Genomic DNA, 17790 nt, shown 5'->3' with positions numbered 1-17790 from the left:
TGAATATGTACTCAATTCAGAGCTTTCTCAATGCGCTTCAATGTAAGGCGCATTGTTGATAAAGGTTTTTCCCCTTTTGAGGTAATGTAACGCCACAGTGAAAGTATTGAGAAGCTCACTTCGTGCGAGTTTCAAAGCCCTGTAGGCTATGTTCGATAATCTAGATATAGAATAACTATTAGCTTCGATTATCCGCCTTGCCTAAAGGGCTTTGAATTCTCGCTGAATGAGAAAATATCCAAAGGAATTGGTATTACTACACCGACGAGGCAACTTTGTTAATGCTTAGGCTAAACAAAGCACTCTTTCAGGTGCCACTTATGTGGTGAGGACTGTTACTGGACGAGCCTCTGGAGAGACTGTGAGCAAATAAGTGTTCGTCAGCTTGATTGTCACGCAGCGCCGAAGGCGAAAGTGTTAGCATTTTTTGCTAATGCGAAACGCTCAGGCAAAAGGACAGAGGAGAGGATGACTGTGTTAACTTTTATCAAATCGATATTAGTCACTGTCGTTTGCCGCTGCGCCTTTTCTGTCCTCATTCGAGGCGGATAAACCGTTTGCTGCGCTCGGCAGCACGCTACACTAGCCATTTCTTTTCCTCCTCCGATTATTAATAACTCCTATTTCAAGCCGTTTGAATATAGCGAGTTCTGTTGTTTAATACTCGAGGAATACCATGAATTTTGAAACACTGCTAGCCGATATCAACGCCATCGTTTGGGGGCCAGTTACTCTCTGCCTATTGGTGGGTACCGGTCTTTATCTCACTATCCGATTAAAGCTTATCCAAGTTTTTAAACTCCCTTTCGCACTCAGTTTGCTGTTTAAGCCTGCAAGTGGCAAAGGTGATCTGTCTTCTTTTGCCGCGCTATGTACCGCGCTGTCGGCAACCATAGGCACCGGTAACATTGTCGGGGTTGCCACCGCGATAAAAATTGGTGGTCCAGGTGCGCTGTTTTGGATGTGGTTAGCGGCGTTTTTTGGCATGGCAACCAAATATGCTGAATGTATGTTGGCGGTTAAATATCGCACTACCGATGCTCGCGGCAATATTGCTGGTGGCCCCATGTATTACATTGAACGGGGGCTAGGGCTTAAGTGGTTGGCTAAAATCTTTGCAGTGTTTGGTGTTGGAGTCGCCTTTTTTGGGATCGGTACTTTTGCCCAAGTTAATGCGATTAGTGATGCGATGACTATCGCCTTTGACGTACCTGCTTGGACAACAGCCATCGTATTGACCTTAATGGTCGCTGCGGTAACTTTAGGCGGAGTCAAGCGTATTGCCAATGTGGCGCAAAAACTGGTGCCGACAATGGCACTAGGCTATGTGCTTGCGTGTATTTGGATATTACTAATGTTTGCCGATCAGATAATGCCCGCGCTACAACTCGTGCTGCACTCGGCCTTTACGCCGATATCGGCAGCGGGTGGTTTCTTAGGGGCGACGGTTGCTCAAGCATTACAAATCGGTATCGCTCGCGGGGTGTTCTCCAATGAGTCAGGCTTAGGCAGCGCACCCATTGCCGCTGCGGCCGCTAAGACCAATGAGCCCGTTGAGCAGGGTATGGTCAGCATGACGGGCACCTTCTTCGATACCATTTTAATTTGTACCATGACGGGACTCGTGTTGATTATTACCGGTGTTTGGAGTGGTGACACTGCGGGCGCAGCCATGACCAGCGCTGCATTTGCTGCTGGAGGCTCAGCGATTATTGGCCAATATGTGGTGACTATTGCTTTGGTTTGTTTCGCGTTCACAACGATTTTAGGCTGGCATTACTATGGCGAACGTTGTTGGTATTACTTAACGGGACAGCGTCTTGGCGAGAAAGGCATTAAGTTATATCAGCTGACTTTTCTCAGTTTGATTGCCGGGGGAGCCTTCATCAAGCTTGATCTGATCTGGATGTTAGCCGATACGGTTAACGGACTAATGGCAATACCCAACTTAATTGCCCTGATTGGCTTAAGGCATGTGATTATGGCTGAGACCAATAAGTATTTCGCTAAGCGTCGGGCAGCAGTGCTTGATGAATTGCGTGCGCAATAGGGAGACCTAGCGGCAGCTGCTCTTCGATTAATCTGCCATGAGTCGAGATCTATAAGATTGTTTTATCGAAGGCGCTCAATTGCCGATTGATTGAGCACCTTCACCGCAGAAAATGGCGTATGATCGCGCTTCCCTAATTTAGTCACTAAAGTCAGCAAAATAGCTGCTTGGCGATGATTGCCAAGCGCGGCGCTTTCCTTTAATTTAGTGACCAGCTAATTTTATTATCAACCTCTTTATATGCGTGTTGCTATCACTGCGACACGTAACCGCTTGCTAGCCATTTTTGCTAGCAAGCTGCGTTTGGATTAAGGAATGTAATGCCAAGCTTAAATCGCATCGTACTGATTGATACTCACTTGCCAGGCGTGGTCGAACTCGCCCTTGATGGCCATACCAACATATGCGGCACGAACGCATCGGGTAAAACCACGCTACAACGTTTGGTACCGGTTTTTTACGGTGAGTACCCAAGCCGAGTTGTCCCCTCTACACGTGATAGTTTTGAGCGCTGGTACCTGCCGCACGAATCAAGCTTTATCATCTATGAATATATCAAGTCTGACGGACTCGCTTATCAAGCGGTATTAGCCTCTGCAGGCGACGGCAAAGGGGTTAATTACCGCTTTATCGGTAAAGGTTTTGAGTTAGATGATTATATTAAAACTCAGCAGGGCGATAACATTCAGTGTTTTACCATGGCTGAACTTGGCCGTGAGATGAAGCGAGCGGGTATTGCGGTCACGAACTTACTCAATACTCGAGAGTTTAGGGCGATCATTCAGAACGATAGAGCATTATTGAGCACTGGTAGTAACCGTACCGAGTTACGTAATTACGCCCGTCAATTCTCACTCTGTGAAGCTGAGCATTCGCTACGCCATATTGAAAAGCTAGCTAAAGCGGTGCACTCAAAAGAGGGCAAGATGGAGACGATCAAATCGATGATCGCCGCTATTCTTGAGGAGGATGGCGTAAATCCACCGAGCTCGCGTATTAACCCACAACATGTTGAGTCTTGGATCAAAGAAAGCCAACTTATTCAAGGTTTTGAGCTTATCCGTCCAGAGTTTGAAAAGCTTGAGCAGGAGTTTGACCAGCTACTAAGCACAGAGCAGCGACTCGCCAGCCTGCGCCGCGGTTATAGCAAAGATGAAAGTGATGAAGTTGAAAGGCAAGAGCGTCACCAAGATCTATCTAAAGCGCTCAACGCCAAGCTAAGAGAGCTAGATGAAGAGTGGAAAGAGCAGCGTGACGAGCTCAACCTTGACCTTTCTGCCGCGAAAGGCGATGTGGCCAAGTGTGAACAAGAGTTAGATTCTATTGAAGATCAACATGCTTCTTTTCAAGATGCAGAGATTGAACAAGCAAAATTGGATCTAGAGCAGCTACCAAGCTGGCGTGGTAGCTTAGAAAACTTGTCAGAGCGACATAAGTTACAAACTGAAAAGCACCAAGATATTGAAGCGGCTTACAACGCACGCCGCAGTAAAATTGGTGAAGGGCTTAACCGAGAGCTGGAAAATTTGCATCAAGAGCAAGACAGCTTAAGAGAGTCTCGCGATAAACAGCGTGAACAAGGCCGCAGTGAATTAGCAGCATTAGAAGAGCAATGGCGTGACGCGACCGATAAAGGTCAGGCTAAATTTAGTGAACAGGCCTATCAATTAAAGCTGTCTGCCGCAGAGCTAAAAGTACGCGTTGATAGCGTGACCTATTCGGAAGAGGAAAAGCTTGCCTTAGCAGTATTTGATGAACGAATTACCCGCGCCGATGAGGAGCAAGAAAGCTGCAATGCTAAGGTTGATCGCTTCACAAGTGAAGAGCGAAAACTGCGGGCTAAACGTGATCAAGCTAACGAAGGTTTGCGGGTGGCTGGCATACGCGTCACTGAGCGCCAAAGCGAGCTTGAAGAGCTGCACCATATCTTATTCCCACAGTCACACACGTTACTAGAGTTCTTGCGTAAAGAGGCCAATGGTTGGGAGAACACCTTAGGCAAGGTGATCAATTCAGATCTACTACACCGCAGTGACTTGCACCCGACTATTAGCGGTGAAAACCTTGAAGCTTTATATGGCATAGCGCTTGATCTAAAAGCTATCGATTCACCAGAGTACGCTGCATCTGAGCAGGAGCTGCGCATCAAGCATGCTAACGCGGATGAGATGTTAACCAGTGCGAAAGAGTTACAAACTGAAGCAGAAGCTAAATTGGTGGCCGTTAATTCAGAGCTTGATGCGATGGCAAGAGAGCTAACATTTGCCCGCACAGCATACAAAAATAGCCGCGATGATCTGCGCCGTCTGTTTGATGATAAACGCGCTGAGCAGGAGAAGATCAACCAAGCACTTAATGAGCGAAAGTCTGCCTCGCAAAAGCAGCTTGCCAGGCTCGATAACGAGCTGAAACAATTAAAGCAACAGCAGCAAGAGTGGCTTGAAGAGCAAAAAGAGCAGGCGTTAGAAGCGCGAATGGAGAAAAACGCTTATTGGCAAGAGGTTGTTGGTGCATTAGACAATCAACTTGGTCAGGTTAAAGCGAATATACAGCACCGCCGAGATCACGCCAAAAGTGAACAAAAGGCGTGTGAACAGTGGTACAAGAATGAGCTTAAATCTCGTGGTATCGATGAAGCCAAAATTGTTGCGCTAAAAACAGAGATCCGCACCCTTGAAGCGAATATCAGTAAAGCGGAACAACGCCGCAGTGAAGTGCTGCGTTATGACGACTGGTATCAACATACTTGGCTTAAGCGTAAGCCTAAGCTACAAACTGAGCTTAGCACTGTTAAGCAAGCTAGCTTATCGTTAGAGCAGCAGCTTAAAGCCAAATCTAATGAGGTCAAAGCCAAGCGTAGTGAGCTTGACGGTGAACGCAAGCGCTCTGATGCTGTGCAAGTAGAAGCATCGGAAAACCTCACTAAATTGCGCAGTGTTATGCGCAAACTCACCGAGCTTAAACTGCCTGCTAATAATGAGGATGCTCAAGGTGGACTCAGCGAACGTCTGCGCCAAGGTGAAGACCAGCTGTTAAAGCGTGATTCATTACTCGGCTCTGTTAAGCAGTATGTTGAACACTTTGACTCGGTGATTGCCAGTAAGTCAGGTTCTAGTCTGTCAGAGACCTGGGAGCGTGCGCGCGAAGAGTCGAGCTTTATCAATGATAAAGGCATTCGTATTCTAGATTACCGCAAATTAGTGCCGCAGTTGGAACAGCTACTGAACGTGATGGTGCCACAGGCAATGAAGGGTCTACGAGATCAGGGGCAAATATTCGGTATTGATCTCACTGCATTTTATGATGTACTGGCCGATATTGACCGCCGTATTGCCACCCAAAGCGCCCGTATTACCCGTGAGGTGGGTGAAGAGTTGTTCCTTGATGGGGTATCGGAATCTGCGGTTAAAATCCGCTCACGCATTAGCGAACTAGAGTTTTGGCCAGAACTTGAAGCCTTTGTAAAAGCCTATCGCCAATGGAAAGCCGATGGCTTCAGTGAATTGCCGGGTGAGGATTACACCAACAGCATGCGCCGCGCATTAGATATTATCGGTCGGGCAGCATTATCGGGCGGCATTGCTAAGTTACTGGAGATTGAACTGCGCTTAAAAGAGGGCAATAGCGACCTGATAATACGTACCGACAGACAGCTTAATGAGTCATCAAGCCATGGTATGGCGTATCTGATCTTATGTAAGTTCTTGTTGGCATTTACCCGTCTACTGCGTGGCCGGGCGGAGGTGACCATTCATTGGCCTATCGATGAGCTCGGCACCTTGCATCACGGTAACGTGAAAAAGATTTTTGATGCTTGTGAAAACAATAATATCTCAGTGTTGGGTGCATTCCCGAATCCAGAATCTGAGGTGCTTAGCCTGTTTGCTAATCGTTATATTATTAACAAGCAAACCAAAAAACTGCAGGTGGTTAAACCACAAATTAATCCAATAGCCGAAAAACTTAGTCAGCGACGTACCCAGGAGGCGGTGTAATGAGCCAAGCAACAGAAACCACATTAGTTGGCACTAGTGCGCTGATTGAACGCTTACTAAAAGGCCAGTTTATTTGCCGAACCACCGATGAAGATGGCTGGCGTGCGCTGAAAAACCCAGACACCCGCGAGCGTGTTGAAGCCTATTTAAACCAGATTAATCGTACTATTGGTTCGGCGGGCGAAGGTGAAGTGTTCTTTTGTGGCTATCAGCAGTTAGGCGAAAGCGAACGCAAGGTGATTTCGTCGCAATTCAAAGATATCTGTAATGCGCTTATTCCATTGGTCGAGTGGCTGGTGTTGGTGCAAGAGGGCAGTGGTCAAGATGCGCCGTTATCTGAAGGTGCAGCAGTTAGACTGACAGAGTTACAGACCCGCATTGAAGATACGCCAGCTTTTCGTGAGCAATTGGCTAAAATCAGCCACTATCGTCTGTTTGGCTCGACCAGCAGCAATGTTGATGCGCAGATAAAGTTAGTGTTTAAGCGTTTGGTCGAGCTCGGATATTTAACTAAGCCTAACGCAGAAAAGCAGATCTTTATCGCCACAGGTAAGCTAGATTACCTGTATGAGGTTATCCGCTTTATTGATGAGACTGAAGGCTTGAGCTTAGAGGCGCAAGCTGAAACTGCCACCCAAAGGGACTTGGTCTAATATGAGCAGTAACTTACATCAAGCTGGCGTTAAGCTGCTCAAGCAGCTTGGCCGTCATGCTGAATTAGTGATGGATGTGTATCTATCGGGCTCAGTGTCAGAAGATGAAACCAATGCGGCGGCAATAGAGAAGCTACGTAAAAGTGATATCTTATGGCGGCCTGAAGCGGATCAAGAGTTACGCTTGAAGCGTTCGGTACGTGCCTTATTAGAGGAGGCATTAAGCGATGAGCGTAACCGTCAAATAGACTCGAATGTTGGCAGTTCGCTAGCCAGCATTAAAACCTTGGCTGCTCATTATAAAGAAGCTCGTCACAATGTTGATTATGCTGCTTCTGAGGCTTATCTTGCTGACTTAAGTGAGCATGTCTATAGCTTTGCTGATGGCCTACGCTACTCGATACGGGTACTGTGGAGCCGCATTAACAACGAGTTTGGTTATGTGGGGACCATCAACGCTAAAATTCGTGAGAACGAATTGGCACAAAAACAGGTAACGGAACTGCTCAATGGATTGGAGATGTTCCAGTTTAGCGAGCTTGGTGAGATAGCGGGCGATATTCGTGAACTAAGAAAGCTCTTAGTCACTTCTTTGCAGGATACGTTGAGTGATTGTACTCAAGAGTTGAGCGTGGTGCAGGGACGTTTGCTAGAGTTGCTTGGCCGCTTCCGTCAAATTCGCGGGCGTACTCGTTTGCTAAAGGGCTGGCAGCTCTATACCGATCTTCATCCTGATTATCATCCTGCGGATCATGTCAGTCACAAACAGCTGCCTGCATTGTTTAATTGCGCCGAAGCTTTGCTCGCGCCAGCAGCGGTAGATGTTCACAGTACTTTATATGAGCCTGAGCTTTTTGAAATCGTCTCCAATATTAAGCGTATCGATAGGCTTAATGCTGGGCATGTTATCACTGAGCATGATGTATCAGTATCGCTAAGCCAAACCGAAGATTTCGATATTCCTGATAACCCTCTCAAGTTGGCGGTTGATGCCTATTTCTGTGCGGTGATTGATTCAGGCAAGAGTCAATCGGCATTAGAGTACCTTGATGAACAAGCGCTGGATTGGGATCGTGAAAGCTGGCTCTATCAAGTTATTTGCGGCTATGAGGGCTTGCCTGAAGAGCATAGACAATATTTCGAGCTCGAAGCTATTGGGGAGTCAGACCCTGTTTATACTGGCAATTTTGTTATCCGAGATGTAGAGCTGTGGCTCGCCTAACTAAAGTCCATGCAAACCTCATTACCAATGTGCTGCGAAAGCGCAGTGCTAAGGTAGCCTTTAGCAGCAATTGGCAAAAGATATTCGCTGAGCTAGAGGTGGGCAGTGTCGATGAGTCTGGCCGATATCTGCATTTTAGTGCTGCTCAACAGCATCAACTTAAGCAGATGTCGGTAGATTACTTTGGTAGTGATCTGCTGACGAATACTTTTGATGGTGATCGTATTGATGTTGCTAAACATAGCCGTTATGAAAAGCTTGCTGCCATTGCGCCTGATGACCAGTTTGTACTGATAAAATCTCGCCCTTTTTTCCCTAATATTCCTATTGAGTGCTCACTTAGAATACCGCTTACTAACGTCATTCAATTACTTGAGTCGCAGATTGCAACGATTACTCACCTAGTGATTGTTGAAAACCTCGATGCCTTTGATTATTGGTATCAGTTTTCGGTCGATGAAGCGCTCAACAATGTATTAGTGGTGTATCGAGGGCATAACGGATTGAGTATAGGGCTTAGCGTTTTGCTTGAGCTGCTACCAGAGAAGGTTACTGTTGTAGCATTTGTTGATGTCGATCCAGCTGGTGTACAAATCGCACTCACGACGCCCAGAGTCACTCAGCTGCTCGCCCCAAGCATTGAAGCCCTTTCATCGCTAGTCGTTACCGCAAGCTCCACGGAAGACTACACTGCACAATATAAACAACTTAAATATATCCAACATCAAAGTGAACAGTGGCGGCCATTACAGCAGTTTATTATCGAGCATAAAGTCAGCATTAAGCAGCAGCATCTATTGGCTCATAATCTAGGGTTAATTATCCATCCTCGAGCTTGTTAAGCATAAAAACTCAGCAGTTTTTCTTTAGATAACACTGCGCAATAAAGTTGGTTAGTTATGCCGACTGCTCGGCCTGCTTTCGCTAGTGCATTGCGCTGCCTAGGTCGTTTTTAATAGGTGTTGTCACTGCTCTGTTTTTGCTGGTATGTTTCTATTGTGTTGCCTTGGTGTTGCCTGTGTAAAAGTTGCTTCAATTTGGCTTTCAGTTTTGCAGTTGAATTTACTGTTGATACAGAGGGTTATCTTGTTACTGCCGGGGTGTTATAAGATTGTTTCATAAACTAATTTTATGGTTTTGATTGAAATTCTTGCTAGCATGTTTCACTATCCCTGCCACTAATAGATGGAAATTAAATATCCATCAAGATTGAAGGCAATAGAAGACATGCGATAAGACATGTCGAATATAAGGCAAGTTAATGACTAAATCACTTTCTACTCGGATCTTTATCGGTCTGTTTTCAGGTTTGATCCTCGGCTCGATCATTCAGTACTTCCTCGCAGATATCGGTTTCTTCACTGGCACTGTGGTCGATATCGCTTCCGGTGCTGGCACCATGTTCGTTAATATGATCATGATGTTAGTTGTACCATTAGTATTCGTTTCAATCGTATGTGGCGTTTGCGAACTAAAAGACCTCAATAGTTTTGGCCGTTTAGGCGGTAAAACGTTTGGCTTCTACATCATTAATACCTTAGTGGCTATTTTTGCCGCTTTAGCTGTCGCTTTGCTATTGGCACCGGGTAAAGGTGTTGATATGTCGAGCGGTGGTGGTGTTGATATCGTCGCCACAGAGCTACCAAACTTAGTACAGCTGATTGTTGGTATCGTGCCTAGTAACCCTGTCGCAGCCTTTACATCTGGCAATATGCTACAAGTGATCTTTATGGCACTTTTGCTCGGTGGCGTGATTAAGTCACTTGGTGAAACAGCTAAAAGTGCTGTGAGCGGCTTTCAGGTTGCTAACAAAATCATGATGAAGCTCATTAGCGTGGTTATGCAGTTAGCACCTATTGGTGTGTTTGCATTGATGCTAAAGCTGGGAGCAACCCTTGAAGCTGAGATATTTGGTAGCGTATTAGAATACCTTGTGGTGATTTTAAGTTTACTGCTGTTATGGATATTTGTAGTTTACCCATTTGCTGTAAGCATGTTTACTCCAGTGTCGGCCAAAGAATTCCGCGCTAAAACTCGTGAACAGATCCTATTTTCACTTTCAACAGCGAGCTCAAACGCCACTATTCCAGTGACAATGCGTACCTTAACTGAGAAGCTTGGTGTTAATCGTGCCGTGGCAGGTTTTGGCGTACCGCTGGGCGCAACGATGAACATGGGCGGCGTATCAATTTACATCACCATTGCTATCTTCTTTGTGGCTAATGCGTTTGGCGCACCAATTGGTATGGATCAGTTACCTGCACTATTGTTTAGCATCTTCTTACTGTCTGTTGGTGCTGGCGGTGTTCCAGGTGGCGGTATGGTGATGATTGGTGTACTTATTCATCAGATGGGTCTACCAGTAGAAGCATTCGCTATTGTTGCCGCGCTTGACCGTTTAATCGATATGGTACTGACATCATGTAATGTAGTGGGTGACGCTGCAGTACTTACTATTGTTGATGAAACAGAGAAGCGTGCAGAAGCTAAGCTGGAAACTGCATCAAACAGTGTTACCTCAAGCTAAATTGAGAACTGGTTATTGCCAAAAACTCGCCTAAATTGGCGAGTTTTTTGTATGTATTCTCAAATGTTATTTTTCTTGTTTTAGCCGACGACTTAATGCGCTTTGGCTAATACCAAGCATTCGTGCTGCAGCCGTCTGGCTATTGGCGGTGCGACTCATAGCCTCATTAATCAATGCATCTCCCATCTGTGCCAATGTCGGCAGTTCTTTTGGAAAGACTAACTGATCACAATGCTCTGCAGTTACCTTGCTGAGGTTGATGGCCTCCATAAAAGGGCTGATATTGAGTTGTATACCATCACTCCTGCTTACAGCATCAAATACCATCCCTTTTAATTCATGCAAATTGCCAGGAAACTCATAGTCTGCGAGTTGCGCGGCAAGGGTACTGGGTTGGTTAGGTCTTGGCAGGTTCATTTCATCAGCTGCTAAGGTGATGAAATGATTGATCAACATGAATAGATCAAGCCTACGTTGTCTAAGTGGAGGCAGTTTAATGGTGTGAGAGCGTAGGCGGTAGAGAAGATCATTACGAAACTTACCAGCTTTGCTTAAAGCGAGTAGATCGTGCTGCGTTGAAATGATTATTTTACACAACACTGGGTAGGCTTTGTCGCTGCCAATAGGGTAATACTGTTTATGCTCAATCACATCCACCAGCTTTGCCTGAGCTTCTATCGGTAAATCACCAATCTCATTGAGATAAAGTAAGCCGGATTGCACTTGATGCAACACGCCTGCTTGAGCGCTGACTTGACCATTATCTAAGGTCTTGATTTGGCCAAACAGCTGTAATTCAAATGCGCTCGCGCTTATTCCTGCTAGATTGACGTTGATAAAGGGAGCTTCTGGGCAGCACAATTGGTGTGCTGATTTAGCAAACTCATCTTTGCCAGTGCCACTCTCACCTTGGATCAGGATTGGCTCTGGACTAGGTGCAACCGCTTCAAAATAGCGAAACTGATCGAGTAGCGCGGGTTCACAGGTAAGAATGTTATTGAATGCTTCGGGTTGGGTTAAGGTTTTACTGAGAAAGCTCTCTTTAATTCTCAAATAATTACGTTCCAGCCCCACGACTTCTAATGCGCGGCGCACTGTGCGGGCAAGATCGTCAACATTATCGGTTTTGATAAAGTAGTCATAAGCACCATGCTTAATGCAACGCACTGCAGTATCAACCTCATTGACACCGGTGACTATGATGACCCGAGTATTGGGGTGGGCATTGCGGATCATATTCAGCAGCTCTTCACCTGAGTGGAACGGCATAGTTAAATCCAGTAACACTAGCGCGTAATCACCGACTTCAAGGCGGTTCATCACCTGCCTGCTATCGACACAGGTATCAATTTTTGCTTCGGGCACTAATCGGTTGAGCGTTATTGCAAGGGTACGTAACCAAGAGGCCTCATCATCGACAAGTAGAATGTTTCTGGCTAGTTTCACGTTTGAGTCTCCAATGGGAAGCGAAGGGTAATAACGGTACCTTTGCCAATATGCGATTTTATCTGCATGTCAGCTTTATGCTCTTTAATGATGCGGCTACAAACCGACAGCCCAAGCCCTGTGCCGCCGCTTGAGCGTCTTGTTGTGAAAAATGGCTCTGTGATCCGTTGTAAAGTTGCCCTGTCCATACCTTGCCCTTTATCGGTAATCGTCAAGTAAGCAAATTCTTGCTCAATGTGGGTTTCGAGCACAATATGCTGGTCATTATCATAAGTGTCAGCATCGAGCACGATGGCGTGGCAGGCGTTTTGAATTAAGTTGATTAGCACTTGATTTAATTGCTGTGCATCGCCTTTAATAATGGGACTCGGACTGGATAAGTCAGTGACTACGTTTAAGGTTTTTATCTGATTCGCTGTTAAGCGCAAAGAGACCTGTACCACTTCATTAAGTGATATTGCTTGGTATTCATCAGCAATGGTCGGTAAGGCATAGCGTTTTAAGTCGTTAACGATACGGCTAATACGATCGGCCCCTTCAACAATCGATTGGCTACTCAGATTGAGTTCAGTTAATGCCGATGTAGGCTCTAGTCCTGCAATATTCCAAAATGGGTTCTGTTTCTGGTAGCTATCAGCAGCGATAGAAAGATCAGCTAGGGCATCATTTATAAACGCTATAGAGTGGATGATTATGCCAGTGGGGTTGTTGATTTCATGAGCGATACCTGCTGAAAGTTCTCCTAAAGAAGCCAAGCGACTGGCCTCGTCATTAGCTTGACGCAGTAGTTGCTGCTCTGTGGTCTCTTCCAGCAAAATAACAGCTTGGTCGTCGCCAATGGGATGCAATTGTAACTGCCAATGCTGGTTTTTAATAACCATATCAGCGATGGTGGAACGGTTGCTGTCTAAGGCTTCAAGTAAGCTTGGCAATAGCTTGAATGGTTGACCATCGATGTAGTGGAACTCAGGATTTTTGAGTAGTTGATTATTATCATTACTCCACAGGCATTCACCTTGTCGATTAAATAAGGTGACTCCATGAGGGATACCGTCGAGAACTGATTGAAACTGTTTCGATAAGTTGGATATTGCCGCTTCCGCTTTTTTCCGTTGAGTTAACTCTAATTTTAGTGCTTTGCTGCGTTTACGTAAGCTGAGACTGACATACCCTGTGAGCAGCATGCCAACAGCAGAGATCAAGCTGACAAAAATTGCCAGTGACAACATACGCTGTTGCGCGGAGTTAAGGTCGACTTTTTCACGCCCTGTACCAAACCACTTATTCACTAGACGGTCATATTCACCCGATAGTTTCAGTTGACGCAGTGCATCATTAATGTGTGCCATTAAGGCTGCATTTTTGCGATTACTAACAAAGTTAAACGCGCCATATATCAGTGGGTCACTAGAACTTCTGATAGAGGGGTATAATGGCATTAGTCGTCTGGCTACAAAATTTTCTGCGATCACAACATCGACTTGCCCCTTTATTAATAGCTGAAACCCTGTCTCGTAAAGGTCAACATCAACTCTCTTAAAGTCTTGTTGTTTGCCAGAGATATACACATCGACAAAGGCCCCTTTTTTAATAGCGACTCGTTTACCTTTTAGATCGTCCCAGCCTTCGATAAAAGATTTACCTTGCAGGGTATAAGCTTTCGCGTGGGTGGCGTAGATCGGATCGGACTGGCTAAGGTCGCGATCGATTGTTACTGGGCTGACAACCGCGATCACATCAATCAGGGAGTCAGGATTATGAACATCTGTCAGCAACTGTTGGAAGGTCTTACGTCTAACTGCAATACGGTTACCGGTGAGTTGACCGATCCGATCCAGTAGCTCCAAGTTAAAGCCTTGATCGACACCGTTATTACGCCATTCAAGTGGAGCTGTTTTTGAGTGAACACCAAACACAATACTGTTGCTCTCTTTAGCAACAGCAGTTTGGGTGAGTAGCGCTGAAGTTATTACCAGCAGTGCGTATAAAAGCTTAACAAGTATTTTCATCGCTTAATCTTAGCATGCACTTATACACGTTAACTGTGCAGTAATTCTCGGTTTTTGACCGCTACAGCAGCTAGATAATGATGGGATTTTCAAGCCTGAAGTCTCTTTGAGGATCTAAATAATCGCTGCAAGAGGTCTTATTGATCAATGTTAGCTCGCTCACACAGAGTTATGCATTTTTGCATAACCCATCATGCCGTTATGCATTCGTGCATGAGCAACTAATCAGCCTGTGATCAAGTGTTTAGTTTGTTACTTGCTGAGCCGTTGTTGATTGAGCGTAGGCAATATTGAGCTCAAAATGAATTTGAACTTAACAATTGACGACAACATTAACGATTGTCGAAATTACCGTGATGACTTTTATAAGTGACGATAAGTGACTTGGTGAGAGTGAGGATTTGAGATGAAAAACTTTAAAAAAGCAGTGTGTATTGCAACGCTATTAGGCTCAGCTGGCTTTATGGGTAATGCAATGGCTGCGGATAACTTAGCTGAATTCCATGGTGAAAACCAAGAGTGTGATAGCTGCCACATGCCAGATGGCGAGCTTTCAAACGACAACCTAAGTTACGAAAATGAGCAGTGTGTATCATGTCATGGCACGATGGAAGAGGTGGCAAAAGAGACTGAACATGAGCACTACAACGCACACGCATCTCACTTCCCTGGCGAAATCGCTTGTACTTCTTGCCATAGCGCCCACGAAAAATCGATGGTTTACTGTGATTCTTGCCATAGCTTCGACTTTGACATGCCATACACGAAGAAGTGGGAGCGTGATGAGCCTAGCATCGATGAATTATTAAAGGACAAGTCAGATCGCCAAGCTGCATTAGCTGCTGAACCACGCGACACAACTGATGTAGTGGTTATCGGTTCTGGTGGCGCAGGTTTCTCTGCTGCAGTTTCTGCCTATGACAACGGTGCCAAAGTTATTCTTGTTGAAAAAGAGCCTGTTATTGGCGGTAACGCTAAACTAGCTGCTGGCGGTATGAACGCTGCTTGGACAGATCAACAAAAAGCCAAAGGTATTGAAGATAGCGTTGAGTCTATGGTTAAAGACACCATGAAAGGTGGCCGCAACTTAAATGACCCTGCTCTTGTCGATGTATTGGCATCACACTCAAAAGGTTCAGTTGACTGGTTAACTGGCATGGGTGCCGATCTGACTGACATTGGCCGTATGGGCGGCGCGTCAGTTAACCGTTCTCATCGTCCAACAGGTGGTGCAGGTGTGGGTGCTCACGTGATTCAAGTGCTTTACGATAACGCAGTTAAGCGTGATATCGATATGCGCATGAACACCCGTGGTATTGAAATCCTAAAAGATGATAAGGGCAATGTTAAAGGCCTGCTCGTTAAAGGTATGTACAAAGGTTACTACTGGATTAAAGCTGATGCAGTGGTACTGGCAACAGGTGGTTTCGGTAAGAACAACGACCGTGTAGCCAAACTTGATCCAAAACTTAAAGGCTTTGTATCAACAAACCAACCAGGTGCGACTGGTGATGGTATTGATGTAGCGGGTAATGCTGGCGCTGCGATGCAAGATCTACAGTACATCCAAGCTCACCCAACACTGTCTGTTAAAGGTGGTGTGATGGTTACTGAAGCGGTACGTGGTAACGGTGCAATCTTGGTTAACCGCGAAGGTAAGCGTTTCGTCAACGAAATCACCACTCGTGACAAAGCCGCTGCAGCGATTCTTGAGCAAACAGGTAAAACAGCTTACCTAATCTTTGATGATTCCGTGCGTAAGTCACTAAGCAAAATTGATAAGTACATCGGCCTAGGTGTTGCCCCGACTGCTGACTCATTGGTTAAGCTTGGTAAGCTAGAGAACATCGATGGTAAAGCATTGACTGAAACTGTGGCGCGTTACAATAGCTTTGTGACTGCTGGTAAAGACGCTGACTTTGAACGTCCAAACCTACCGCGTGCTCTTAATGAAGGTAACTACTTCGCGATTGAAGTAACTCCTGGTGTTCACCACACTATGGGCGGCGTGATGATTGACTCTAAGTCTGAAATCTTGAACGCTAAGAAGCAGGTTATTCCTGGTCTATACGGTGCGGGTGAAGTGACAGGCGGTGTTCACGGTGCTAACCGTCTAGGTGGTAACGCGATTTCTGACATCGTTACCTTCGGTAGAATGGCTGGTGAAAATGCAGCTAAGTACGCCGAAAAGAAATAACTTTGGTAGCGTTAGTTTGAAAAGGATTAGTTTCGAAGTTTCTCTTTAAATTAATCTTTAAACTGAAAGCCTTCACCTTATTAGATGAAGGCTTTTTTGTATCAGAGTGATTTGTCTAAGGCTTGAAAATAATCGATAAGGTAGTCTATAAAAGCTCTGACTCGGTAGGGTTGATAATCATCATTTTTGAACACCGCATACATGGGTAAAGCGATAGATTGATAGCTAGTCAATACCTGGATCAGACTACCAGTTTTTAACTGCTCAGCAACCATCCAGTTAGGCAGTGCTGTTATGCCACGCCCAAGCAAGGCCATCTCAAGCAGCAACTCTGGGCTATCACTTTTAAACACTTCTTTGACCATGACTTTTGCATCTACTTTACCGCCTTTACGTAAGCTCCATATATTGGATGGACTCATAAGCGAATAGGTTAGACAGTTGTGAGACTGAAGATCGCTGGCAAGGATCGGAGCTTCTCTGCCTAGTAGATAGCGAGGTGAGGCAACATAAACGGCTTGGTTATTAAATAAGAAACGTGCTTTGTAACCTGAATCTTCTAAAACAGCGGCTCTAATGGCGATATCGATATTGCTTTCTATCAGATCGACTTGCCGATCATTGACAGAGGTATCAACTGTGAGCCCAGGATGAAGATCCATAAAGTCGTTGATTGGTTGCAGTAGTAGTTGAGTGGCAATTGAACTTGGCACTGATAGTTTGAGCTGGCCTTTAACCTGCTCTAGTTCCTCTTTTAAGCTAGATTCGAAATGTGTCATTTCATCGATAAATCTTTCGCTATATTGAAGATACTGAACACCTTGAGTGGTTAACTGAATTTGTCTGCTGTTACGGTGAAATAGCGCAAATCCGAGCTTGTTCTCTAGCCATGCAATTTTTTTACTCACGGCACTCTGCGTGATATTCAGTTCGTTTGCCGCGGCAGTAAAGCTACCTAGCTGCGAGATTTTGACAAAAATTTGGAGGCAATCAAATTTATCCATTGCATTCTTATTTGGAATGTAAGTTATGCCAAAAATAGCATTTATATAACTTTTTAGGAATGCTTTAATTTCGCTATTCAAAAAGAGGATGCTTAAGATGAAAGAAATTATTATCGCTGTGTTAGTCACTTTCTTTATGTTTGCCAGTTCAATTAAGTTGCTAGGTTGGCAAAAATTGATCTTCGAAACTCAGCTTAAATTTTTTAAGAAGTATGGTCTTAACAGACAAGTAATGTTTGTTGTTGGCTTGATAGAGCTATCCGGCGCTATATTACTGAGTGTATTTCTAGCTATCGCTACACCTATATGGACGTTATGGCTCGGTGCAGTGCTTATTGTTGTGACCTCACTTGGTGCGATATTTTTCCATCTACGTTTTGACAGATGGCAAGATGGAATTCCTGCTATGGTCACTCTACTTCTGTCCCTTACTGTACTGCTAAGTTGATTACTGCTTTACTCAAATCTTATAGTCAGTTATTTGTTCGCTAGACAAAGTCTAATTTTAAGGTTTTAGTCTGCCATCCATTTAGTAACCAGCCAAAAAAAAGCGCAGTCCTAACTATTATAGGATTGCGCTTTCTTAGGTTTAGGAGTCAGTGTCAAGAGCCTTCTTTAAGCTTCAGGTTGCAGCTTTTCCGATTAGCTACTTTAGCTTTTACGGTCTGTACCTTTCCGAGCTCCTAG

11 protein-coding genes and 1 riboswitch are annotated in these 17790 nt (G+C 45.0%); of the genes, 8 read left to right on the top strand and 3 right to left on the bottom strand.

The annotated features are described in order from the left end of the window. The first annotated feature begins 340 nt into the window (after positions 1 to 340). A riboswitch (glycine riboswitch) is annotated at positions 341 to 470 on the top strand. Between the two features lie 206 nt (positions 471 to 676). The 6 genes from SWP_RS19440 to SWP_RS19415 all read left to right on the top strand — a co-directional run bounded on the left by SWP_RS19440 (position 677) and on the right by SWP_RS19415 (position 10447). Then, positions 677 to 2050 (top strand): alanine/glycine:cation symporter family protein, encoded by a 1374-nt coding sequence (locus SWP_RS19440; RefSeq protein WP_020914342.1) that lies wholly within the window; start codon positions 677 to 679, stop codon positions 2048 to 2050. Between the two features lie 320 nt (positions 2051 to 2370). After that, positions 2371 to 6045, top strand: coding sequence for an ATP-binding protein (locus tag SWP_RS19435; protein ID WP_020914341.1), 3675 nt, complete (start codon positions 2371 to 2373; stop codon positions 6043 to 6045). Further along, positions 6045 to 6698, top strand: coding sequence for a condensin complex protein MksE (locus SWP_RS19430; protein ID WP_020914340.1), 654 nt, complete (start codon positions 6045 to 6047; stop codon positions 6696 to 6698). Before SWP_RS19435 ends, SWP_RS19430 begins: the two co-directional genes overlap by 1 nt. 1 nt (position 6699) lies before the next feature. Beyond that, positions 6700 to 7920 (top strand): hypothetical protein, encoded by a 1221-nt coding sequence (locus tag SWP_RS19425; protein WP_020914339.1) that lies wholly within the window; start codon positions 6700 to 6702, stop codon positions 7918 to 7920. Then, complete coding sequence (locus SWP_RS19420; protein WP_020914338.1) at positions 7908 to 8762, top strand: DUF7281 domain-containing protein; 855 nt, start codon at positions 7908 to 7910, stop codon at positions 8760 to 8762. The genes SWP_RS19425 and SWP_RS19420 overlap by 13 nt, the downstream gene beginning before the upstream one ends. Positions 8763 to 9181: 419 nt before the next feature. Continuing rightward, positions 9182 to 10447, top strand: coding sequence for a dicarboxylate/amino acid:cation symporter (locus SWP_RS19415; protein WP_020914337.1), 1266 nt, complete (start codon positions 9182 to 9184; stop codon positions 10445 to 10447). Between the two features lie 66 nt (positions 10448 to 10513). Here the strand turns inward: SWP_RS19415 and SWP_RS19410 are convergent, their stop codons facing one another. Continuing rightward, positions 10514 to 11893 (bottom strand): sigma-54-dependent transcriptional regulator, encoded by a 1380-nt coding sequence (locus SWP_RS19410; RefSeq protein ID WP_020914336.1) that lies wholly within the window; start codon positions 11891 to 11893, stop codon positions 10514 to 10516. Continuing rightward, on the bottom strand, positions 11890 to 13902 hold the full coding sequence (locus tag SWP_RS19405; RefSeq protein WP_020914335.1) for an ATP-binding protein: 2013 nt from the start codon (positions 13900 to 13902) through the stop codon (positions 11890 to 11892). Before SWP_RS19405 ends, SWP_RS19410 begins: the two co-directional genes overlap by 4 nt. A 406-nt stretch (positions 13903 to 14308) precedes the next feature. Here SWP_RS19405 and SWP_RS19400 point away from each other — a divergent pair, with 406 nt between their 5' ends. Continuing rightward, positions 14309 to 16099, top strand: coding sequence for a flavocytochrome c (locus SWP_RS19400; protein WP_020914334.1), 1791 nt, complete (start codon positions 14309 to 14311; stop codon positions 16097 to 16099). Between the two features lie 101 nt (positions 16100 to 16200). Here SWP_RS19400 and SWP_RS19395 read toward each other — a convergent pair whose 3' ends face one another. Continuing rightward, entirely contained in the window at positions 16201 to 17103 is a 903-nt protein-coding gene (locus tag SWP_RS19395; RefSeq protein WP_044556111.1) for a LysR family transcriptional regulator, read from the bottom strand. A gap of 97 nt (positions 17104 to 17200) precedes the next feature. On the opposite strand from SWP_RS19395, the gene SWP_RS19390 reads away from it, so the two are divergent. Continuing rightward, the gene (locus SWP_RS19390; protein WP_020914332.1) at positions 17201 to 17551 is read left to right on the top strand and encodes a DoxX family protein; all 351 of its coding nucleotides are present in this window, start codon (positions 17201 to 17203) and stop codon (positions 17549 to 17551) included. Positions 17552 to 17790 lie beyond the last annotated feature (239 nt).

This window comes from Shewanella piezotolerans WP3, assembly GCF_000014885.1.
Taxonomy (GTDB): Bacteria; Pseudomonadota; Gammaproteobacteria; order Enterobacterales; family Shewanellaceae; genus Shewanella; species Shewanella piezotolerans.
This window is presented reverse-complemented; position numbering and strand designations above follow the sequence as displayed.